Annotated in this window: 1 protein-coding gene; it reads right to left on the bottom strand. The window is 45.1% G+C overall.

Annotation, left to right across the window (positions count from 1 at the left end; all coding sequences use genetic code 11):
• Positions 1-1051 (bottom strand): InlB B-repeat-containing protein (locus RBATCC27255_RS00060; RefSeq protein WP_147639933.1); only part of this gene is annotated, 1051 nt, incomplete at both ends.

The following is a 1051-nucleotide window of genomic DNA, read 5'->3' on the forward strand; positions in this document are numbered from 1 at the left end:
TTCGTGTTCAGAGATTGTCTTTTCGCAGTAGTCACAGATATGGTTTTTATCCGTATCATTATGCAGACATACATATCCGCACTCTTGGCACACACCATCTTTCCACTCGTGCGCTTCACTTGCCACAATCACAGCACCACAGCAGTTCCATTTTTGTTCGTGATTAAAAGCGGTTCTTGTCGTCCACTCCTGTACACCGCCCTCGTGGTTTGTTCCGTCAGGTTCTCCGTAGGCCTTACCGCAGACATCACATACCGCCTTTTTGGTACAGGTGGCATTGCCGCCTGAGCAATTTTCGGTTTCAAACGCATCGCATCCGTCCACGGTACATTTTCGGGTATGCTTACCGTCATTGTCAGATACCCATTCACCAAAGGTATGGCCGTTGTTGACTGTTACGGTCATCTCTGCATTATTGCCCGCTTTGTCGGTGACAACTATCTTCTGCTCACCGTTTGTCGGAGGAAGAACAAAACCTCCGTCTGCATCAAGCGTAACCGCCGTGCCGTTTACGGTAACGGTATCAACATTCTTCTCATCAACAGTAACGGTTTGTGCCTCACAATAGGTCTTGCCGTTCTCAATACCGCTGATTACAGGCTGAATATTATCAAGCGTTAGTCGGTCGGAGCGAAGGTATGTTATGTTAATATTTTCATCAACAAGCATTACATAAATAATATATTCTCCGTTGGGTTCTATGCGGAACGGTTCTTCATATGCACGGAATACAAGAGAGTTCAGTTCAGCCTCGGAAAGCTCCTTATCTGTTACCAAATAGGATACAAACACAACTCCGCTATTATCAACGGCATTTATAGTTACTTCCTGTGTATCCTTGAAGAATATGCCAAAGGTAAGCTCGTTTAAGAATTCATTCCATTTATTCGTGCCTATTATAATTTCGCCCGTCGGCTTTTCGGTATCTCTCCACCGTGCCGTGATTGTAATGTTTTCGGCAGGCATGGTTTCGGGGATTTCCTTATCCCAACCCCTAAAGGTATAACCTTTTCTTGTCGGATTATCAGGGGCGGTAATTTCTGTACCGTAA

Source organism: Ruminococcus bromii (assembly GCF_002834225.1).
Taxonomy (GTDB): domain Bacteria; phylum Bacillota; class Clostridia; order Oscillospirales; family Acutalibacteraceae; genus Ruminococcoides; species Ruminococcoides bromii.